The organism is Catenulispora rubra, assembly GCF_015356825.1.
Lineage (GTDB): Bacteria > Actinomycetota > Actinomycetes > Streptomycetales > Catenulisporaceae > Catenulispora > Catenulispora rubra.
Genome location: NZ_JAACYW010000405.1, coordinates 1 through 8,305 on the forward strand (window position 1 = coordinate 1; position 8,305 = coordinate 8,305).

The window sequence follows — 8,305 nt, forward strand, 5'->3', positions numbered from 1 at the left end:
GGTTGGCGGGAGTCGGGGCGGGTCGGAGGCTGACCGGCGGAACGCCGGCCAGCAGAAGACCCAACGGATGGAACAAGGGGTTTGAAAGAACACCTAAAGAAGAGGCACATCACGTAGATGCAGCCATGATGCGGACAAGGGTTTAGCCACCGACCGGGAAACGTGGGACGCGGGACGGGCCGCGAAGAAGTTGATCGGAAGGTGTAGGACCAGTAGATAAAGTCTGGTCGTCCAAGCCGTGCTACTTAACGCCCTGACGTGCCCGAGGAGCGGATGGGGGATCCTCCGTTCAAAGGCGGAGGACCCAGTGGAGGACGGATGGGAGTACGGAGCGGAGCCCCCAATGACATCATGTTTTTGACAAAACTCTGATATAGGGGCCGTAAGCGATACGGTCGAGGGTCGGGGTGTTCGCGCCGGGACCGTCGTGCCGGGAACGCGACTGGTGTCGGCGTCTCGCCGGTGGTGGGCTGCTCACAGGCGGATGACGGTGGCCGGTGGGGGGCGGCGGCCGGGACGAGGCCGCTGACGGAACACAGCGGGCCCACGTTGCCCTGGCGGCGGCACTAGAGAATCCATGTCTCATGGAGTTGTCAATTACTTCACGACGACGCGTGTGGCCCCTGCGTAATTGTCGCCGGTATACCGAAACGGCTCTACCCGAACAGGAGCGGAAGGGTTGGGCGCATCGGTCATGAGGCCGTTGCCGATGTAGATTCCGATGTGTTCCAGGTTGTGCGGGGCGGTGCCGTAGTAGACGAGATCTCCGGGCAGCAGCGGGGCTCCGACCGGAACCGGGGTGGTGGCATTGTATTGGTCGGTGGCCACCCGCGGCAGATGGACGCCGGCGGCGGCGTAGGCGGCTTGGACCAGGCCGGAGCAGTCGAATGCGACTCCCGGTTCTTCTGCGCCCCAGACGTATTTCACGCCGAGCTGACTTTGTGCGAAGGCGATCGCCGCGGCCTGGGCCGGTCCTGGCGCGCTCGGCAGCGGTCCGCCGGGAGCGGCTCCGGAGGCAGCGGCGCCTTGGGCGAAGGTGGCGGCGTCGGCCAGGACCGCGGTGACGTAGGTATCGGAGTGGTTGTAGGCATACACGGCGGCGTGGATGTCGGCGTTGTTCTTCGCGCCGTTGGCGCACAGCATCCGGGCCGCGGCGAACACCGCGTCGGTGGGGTCCCAGACGCTGGCCGGCGTCGCGCCGCCGGGCGGGACGGGCTGGGCGTACTGGTCAAAGGTGTCGGGCAAGAACTGCATCGGCCCGAGGGCTCCGTCCTTCGACACTTGGTCGGCGGCCCGGCCGAAGTCGGACTCTTCTTTCGCGATGCCGGCCAGCACCGTCCAGGACAGCCCGGGGCATTCGGCGGCGGCGCGGGTGAACAGCAAGTAGTACTGCGGCGGGATCTGCGACATCGCCTGCGCGGACGGGGCGGCGTTCGCGTCCGACCCGAGGCCCAAGATGGAAGCGACTCCAGCGCCGGCGGCGCCGATGAGCACAATCAGCATCATGAACGCGGCACCGGCCGCGGTGGCTATCTTCCCCAAGCGATGACTCTCCTTTCGCTGCGCTGCGCTGTGCGGTCGCGGTGCGTGGCGGGTGTCGTCACGGCAGCGGATTCGGCGGCTCGATCCACCACGGCGGCAGGTGGACGGCCGGGGAGCCGGCAGCTCGCTGGCGAAGGCGGACCGGGCGGGTCAGGGCGTCCAGGTCGATCAGTTCCAGGCGCCTGGTGGTCTCCCCGGGCCACACCCGCCGGCCGTCGACCGGCCGCCACACCGGCCCGGTCGGCCCGCATCCGGCGGACAGCAACGCTTCGGGGCTGGTGGTGACGACCGGGAACGTCGGGCGCTGGTCGGTCAGGTACCGGTGGAAGTTCGCCTCGCGAGTGGCGGACGGCAGGTAGAACAACACCGGGACCGGCGCGGAGGCGGTGGCGAGTTTGCCGTAGCCGCCGAACTTGCCAGCAAGTTTCCCCAGCGGCTCGGTGCCGGTGTCGTACTCCAGGAAGAACCGCACACTGCGGGCCTCTGCCGGGTCCTGATCGATGCCTGCCGTCGTGTAATGGCCGTAACCATCAGGACGGGCGCCGGCGTCGGCGAACAGCCGGGCGCAGCGCGCCTCGGACCACCAGGCAGCCAACCGCCCGGCGGCCGGGTCGCGGCGACCGGCAACCGCGATGGCGGTGAAGACCTCGTTACAGCCAACCGCGTGCGCGAGGTGCGCGGAGGCGGCGATCTGGTGGGCGCGGTTGCGGTGGTAGCCGAAGGCTTTGACCGACATCTCGTAGGCGGCGGCCAGCCAGCCGGCGCCGGCCGGCCCGAGCACGTAGTGCTCGGGCGCCGATCCGACCGCGACGCGGGGCCGGAACCGGTCCAGCAGCCGCAGCGGGTCGACGAGTTTGGCCAGCCTGGCGCGGGCGGTGCGGGCGCCGTCGAACCCGAGCGCGGTGACCTGGTTCGTGGTCAGCACCCGGTGTTCGTGCACCATCGCGGCGATCCACCGGTCGCGCGGCGTCAGGTGCGCGGCCAGCACCGCCAGCTGGGCCCGGCGCACCGACGGCCCTGGCTGGGGCGCGGCCGGGGCCGGAAGGTATCCCTGTGTGAACGGCGCACCGGGGGTTTCAGGACGTGACGACACGACGGTGGCCTTTCATCAGTGGACTGTGATGTGCGAGCGGGGTTCGATCAGCACGGCGCGCCGGACCTGGCGCGCCGCGCTCGCCTCGGTCAGGCCGCGAACCACATGTCCGTGCCGAGGTCGTCGTCGCCCTTCACCGGCACGCGGCCGAACCTCGCCCGGGCCCCGGCGCGGATTTCGGCTTCCCGGCCGTCGATCGCGTCGATCATCGGGATGGTGCGCAGCGTGAACGCCGGCTTCTCCTGGGATCCGGCGACCAGGCGCACGCCGGCCTGGAACGCCCCCAGGTGCGACAGGTCGTAGTCGCTCAGCAGCGGGGCGGTGTGCCGCTCCAGTTCGCGGGCGTCCTCCGGCGAGGCGTTGAAGAAGATCTTGCTGCGGGCGTTGGCGGACACGCCTTCCCGCAGCGCCCGCGGCAGCTGCGCAAGGTTCTGATGCGCCAGGGTAAGCGACAGCCGATAGCCGCGCGCCTCGGCCAACATGTCTTCCATCGGGTAAGGAAGTGTCAAGAAGTTTTGACACTCATCCAGATACAAGCCGCTGTCAATGCGCTGTGACTGGGCCAGCCGGGCGCGACGGGACGCGGCCTGCCAGGTCTTGGCCACGACCAGCGAACCGAGGAGCTGAGAGGTCTGCTCGCCGAGGGCGCCCTTGGGGACCCGGACCAGGCACAGCCCGCCGTCCAGGACGTCGGACATGTCGAAGGACGACGGTCCGGCGGCGATGGAGTTCTTCACGATCTCGCGAGTGAGGAACGGACGCAGCTTGTTCATCAACGGCCCGATCACATTCGCGCGAGCAGCATCGGTGAGAGCGTCGTAGTCGTCCCAGAATCCGGCCAGGACCTCGTCGGCCTCGCGAGCCGCGGCGGTGAGCACGGCGCGCTTGTCGGCTTTGGTGAGCATCTGCACGACGTGCCCGAGGTGGGCGCGACCAGTGCGGTCGTGGTGCAGCAGCGTCAGGCACGCCGAGCGGAATACGTCCTCGGTGCGCGGACCCCAGTAGGCGGAGAAGATGCGGGCGAAGATGCCGGTGACGTTGTCGACGACCATGTCAGTGTCCTCGACCGAGTCGGCCTGCAGCACGTTCAGCCGCGGCGGGCACGCGGAGTCGTCGGCGTCATACAAGACGGTGCGGTCCTTGGCCGAGCGCGGGAGCCGGGCCAGGATGTCGGCGGCCATGTCGCCCTTGGGGTCCACCACGACCACGCCGCGCCCGGCCTCGACGTCGTCCAGGATCAGGTTGGTCATCAGCGTGGACTTGCCGGAGCCGGTGGCGCCGATGATGTGCATGTGGTGCCGGGCGTCGACCACCGACAGACCGACGGGACGAGTCCGGCCGGTGTCGGTGACGCCGATCGGCTTGATCCCCGCCTTCGGGTTCGGTGCCGGGATACCTGGTGGCGGGTTGATGCTGGCCGCGCCGGCGCGCTCCAGACCGGCGGCATCCGGGTCGACCGGCAGGTGCGCGACCGCGGCCAGCTCCGGCACCGACAGAAGGCTGCCCTTGCCGTGGAACGCCCGAGAGTTCATCGCCGCGACCGGGGCGGACAGGCGTTTGCGGGCGAACCAGTTGGGCTCACGGAACACCGCGAACGCGCCGGCAATGTGCCCGGCCCGGCCGCGTAACCGCGGCGAGCGCGGCTTCTCCCCGGCGATCGTGGAGGCGGCGGCGTAGAAGACCCGCACGTCCCACAGGGCGCCGGCGGCCTTACGGGAGGCGGCACGGTACTGCTCGGCCTCGGCCGGATCCATCATGCCGGTGCCGTAGCCGGCCGGCTTGGTCGACGTGCTGGTCGCCCCTGGGGTGGCGACGTCCAGCAGCCGGGCTACCGGGGAGGCGGAGCCGGTACCGCCGCCGCGCAGAGCCTTGGCTGCACGGCGCGCAGCGCGAGCCCGGCGTCCGGTGACCGGACGCGCCAGGACCTGCACCGCGGCGTGCTCACCAGGGCCGAGACCGGAGCCGGCCTTCAGCAGCGGACGCAACGGGTCCACACCATGATCGGTCTTAATCGCCAGGACCTCGGTGCGGCCCAGCACCAGGGATCCGCCGGTGGCGGCAGCCTGGGCCGGTAGCACCAGGGGGTCGGCCTCGCTCGCGGGGCGGGTCTCGGTGTGGCAGCCGGGCCAGGCCGCGACGATCGCGTCCTCGACCTGACCAGGCGGCACCGTGCCGGGAACCCACAGGCGCACCTGCACCCCGGCGCGGGTGAAGACGTACTCGAACCCGAGGTGGTGCTGTCCAGCCAGCGCTCGGGTGCGGGCCGGACGCAGCAGTCCGAGCAGCTGCGACCACAGCATCTCCGCGCCGTGCCGGTCGACTTTCGGCGGGGCCAGCACAGTGATGACCCGGGCTCCGTCGCTCCAGGTGGCGTGGCGGCGGGCCCGCAGCCAGACGCGCGCGCCGACCGCGAGGCCGGTGAGGGCTGCCGTGCCGAAGCCGGCGGCGATGCCGTAGGCGGAGGCGAAGGAGCTGATGGCGTGTCCGGCGTGGGCAAATGCCGTGCCGGGATGGGTCAGGAAGTTGATCAGAGGGCTGTGTGTGGTGGGTATGGCGGGGCTCCTGGGTGCAGGCAGGGCGGGGGTCCTGCTGGCAGGTATTGCGTAGGTCACAGCAGGTCGCCTTCGGGGTCGTCGAGCAGGAGCTGGTCGTCAACGTCGGACAGGTACAGCGGCTCGTCGTCGGGGTCGGTGGTGTGGTCGAAGTAGCCGTCGCCGTCGTCGTCCAGGGCGTCGGCCGGGGACGACGAGCACAGCTGGTGCTCGGTGTCGGAGGCGATGACCTGGAATGACACCCTGGAATTGCCGGCTGCCAGCAGGCCGAGTCCCTGGCTGGCCGAGGCGATCAGCGCGGTCTCGCCGTCGGAGAGCCGGAACGCCTTGGCGACCGCGGGCAGGGCCTGCGGGGCTTGGCGCAGCAGCACCTGGGTGGCGGAGTTGGCGACGATCGCTGCCCCGAGGTCCGAGCCCAGGACGTCGGCGGCGTCCTGGGTGATCACCGCGAGGCCGGCCCACAGTTTTCGTGCGGCTTTCGCCATGCGCAGCAGGAACTTCGCCCCGGACGGGTCGCGCATCAGCAGCCACATCTCGTCGACCACCACCAGACGCCGGGCCCGAGGTCCGGAGGTGACTTGCTGCCAGATCGCGTCCAGCACCAATAGGGTGCCGACGGTTTTCAGCTCGTCGGGCAGCTCCCGTAGAGAGAACACGACCAGGTGCCCGGCCGGGGCCGTGGAGGTGGGGCCGTCGAACAGCCCGGAGTAGGAGCCGGTCACGTACGGCTCGAGGTTCGCCGCCAGATCCACCGCGGGCTCGGAGCCGACCTCGACGAGCGCGTCGATCAGGTTCGGCAGGACCGGGGCCGGCCGCGTCCACGTGCGCGGGTCGGCCGCGAGGATGCCGACGGCCGCGTATGCCGCGAGCACCGCCTTGTCCAGGGCGGCGCGCTGCAAGGCCGACAGCTCGCAGCCCAGCAGCACGCTGATGAACGTCTGGATAAACAGCGCCCTCCTCGTGAGGGCGTTGCCCGCGCCGGGGCGCTGCTGCTGGGCGGCGTGGGCGGGCAGGTCGAACGGGTTGAGGCGGACTCCGGTGCTGCCCATGGACAGCACAGAGCCGCCGACCGCGGACGCGAGGCGGGTGTACTCGTTCTCGGGGTCCACCACGAACACCTGCACCCCGGTGTACAGCGAGCGCAGCACGTCCAGCTTCGTGAGGTAGCTCTTGCCGGCGCCCGAGCGCGCGAGCGTAATCGAGTTGTGGTTGTCCTGGGCCCACCGGTCCCACAGCACCAGACCGGAGGAGGCGGCGTTGACGCCGTACAGCACCCCAGAGGCCGGGGCGGTGTCGGCCGGGTCGGGCCCGGCCAGGTCCGGGGAGGTGAACGGGAACGCGGCGGCCAGCGCGCCGGTGTCGAAGGTGCGGGTCGCGCCGATCGCGTCGATCCCCAGCGGCAGGCAGGTGGTCCAGCCCTGCAAAGCGCGGAACGTCGTCGCCGAGGTGGCCACCAGCAGCGAGGAGGCCAAGGCCCGCACCGCGGCGACCTCGCGGGCCAGGGCGTCCTCGGAGTCGGCGTAGACGGTGAGGTACAGCCCGACGGTGAACAGCTTCCCCTCCCCGCGGGCCAGCCGGTACGCGAGGTCGGCGGCGTCTTGGGCGGCGGCTTCGGCCTCCGGGTCGCCCAGGCGTCCCTTCTCGGCATCGGCGCGGCGGGTGGATTCCAGCCGCGCACGCTGCCGGCGCAGCTTGGTGGAGGCGGTGACCGGGTCGATCGGGTCCACGTGCATAGCGACATCCAGGCGACCCGGATAGGTGAGCAGCGGCTCGAGCCATCCGGCGTGGACTTCGGCCGGGTAGCCGGTGACGGCGAACGAGGCGGCGAACGCCTCGCCGACCACCAGATGCCGCGGGGTGATCTGAACGCTGTCCGGGCCGACGACCGGCCGGGCGTCCGGCACGCTGACGGGTTGGGCCTCGCCGCGGCGGCGAGTGGCGAGGGCTTTCACGGGGCTCCATTTCGGGTGTGGCCGGCGATCGCGTCTTGGAGGAGGTCGGCGGCGCCGTCGGGGGTGTAGGCGGCGACGGTGATCTGCGCGCCGGACAGCACCGCGGCGGCCTCGGACAGGCGACGCCCGATCCGCACTCCGGCCTCGGCGCCGTGCTTGCCGACGGCCGGCTCCCGCGCCGCCAGGAGCACCTGGCGGTTCAGCAGCTGCCGGCTGCGCGACAGCTCGGCCAGGAACGCGGCGTGCTCGCGGGCCGCGTCCTCCAACGCCGGGTGCGGCAGGGCCCCTGCGGGGTCCTCGAGGTCCGCAACCAGCGGCCCCAGGTCGATGCGGCGAGTACGGATGAGGATCTGGGTGGGGCCGGTCAACGCGTTCAGGAACCGGCCGAACGCGCCGACCAGGCTGTTCTGCTCCCCAGCCGAGCGCAGCGCGAAGTTCACCGTGGAGCAGGCCGCGATCCCGGCCGCCCCGTGCTCGGCCAGGTCGACGACGCCCATCCCATCGACGCCGCGCGCTGGAAGCCGCAGCGGAGAGGGCGGCGGGCCGGCGGCCTTGCGCCAGGAGGCGGGCAGGATCTTCGGCACAGGCAGCACTCCGTTCGGGGCGGACACCAGCAGGCGCGGGTGGCGGGCGTAGCGGATGGCGGCCAGCAGGAACCGGTCGGCGCCGATGCCGTCGCGTTGTCCGAGGGCGATCCCGGCGGCGATCAGCACCGGCAGCACCAGCGGCGCGGCGAGGGCCAGGACCGGGGTCGCGGGGAGGGACTTGTGGAGGGCTTCGAAGGCCCCCCAGCACACCGCGGCGGCGCCGGCGACGATGGCCAGTTGGCGGAACGACAGGGGGCCGACGACTTGATCGGGCCGGTCGATGTCCCGAGGAATCCGGGAGGTGTAGTAGAAGTCGGCCTCAGACATTCCAGCAGCCCCCCAGCGCCCGGGTGGCCTCGTGCCGGGCGGCGCGGGCGATCTGCTTGGCCGGGCGCGGCGGCACCGGGGCGGCCGTCAGCTGCACCGCGCGAACCTCACTCAGCACCGCCGCGAGCTGGGCCCGGCACGAGCGGCGGGCGCGGCGGTGCCGGCCGTTGCCGGGCTCGAGGAACCGCGGCGTGGCCTTGATCTGGGTCTGGGTGGTCTTCACGAGCGCTGTCCCTTCGCTGTCTCTTATAC

The 8,305-nt window shown here is 71.2% G+C and carries 6 protein-coding genes; all 6 read right to left on the reverse strand.

The window, feature by feature from the left end; translation table 11 throughout:
- Positions 1-597: 597 nt before the first annotated feature.
- The gene (locus GWK61_RS50420; RefSeq protein WP_228564307.1) at positions 598-1,542 is read right to left on the reverse strand and encodes a C40 family peptidase; all 945 of its coding nucleotides are present in this window, start codon (positions 1,540-1,542) and stop codon (positions 598-600) included.
- Between the two features lie 58 nt (positions 1,543-1,600).
- Positions 1,601-2,551, reverse strand: a complete 951-nt coding sequence (locus GWK61_RS50425) for a replication-relaxation family protein (RefSeq protein WP_194921050.1) — start codon at positions 2,549-2,551, stop codon at positions 1,601-1,603.
- A 173-nt stretch (positions 2,552-2,724) separates the two neighbouring features.
- Positions 2,725-5,247, reverse strand: coding sequence for a type IV secretory system conjugative DNA transfer family protein (locus GWK61_RS50430; protein ID WP_323748135.1), 2,523 nt, complete (start codon positions 5,245-5,247; stop codon positions 2,725-2,727).
- On the reverse strand, positions 5,244-7,139 hold the full coding sequence (locus GWK61_RS60335) for a VirB4 family type IV secretion system protein (protein WP_194921052.1): 1,896 nt from the start codon (positions 7,137-7,139) through the stop codon (positions 5,244-5,246). The genes GWK61_RS50430 and GWK61_RS60335 overlap by 4 nt, the downstream gene beginning before the upstream one ends.
- Positions 7,136-8,053, reverse strand: coding sequence for a PrgI family protein (locus GWK61_RS50440; protein WP_194921054.1), 918 nt, complete (start codon positions 8,051-8,053; stop codon positions 7,136-7,138). Before GWK61_RS50440 ends, GWK61_RS60335 begins: the two co-directional genes overlap by 4 nt.
- The coding region (locus GWK61_RS50445; protein ID WP_228564308.1) for a hypothetical protein at positions 8,046-8,305 on the reverse strand (260 nt) is incomplete at its 5' end. The genes GWK61_RS50440 and GWK61_RS50445, both read right to left, overlap by 8 nt.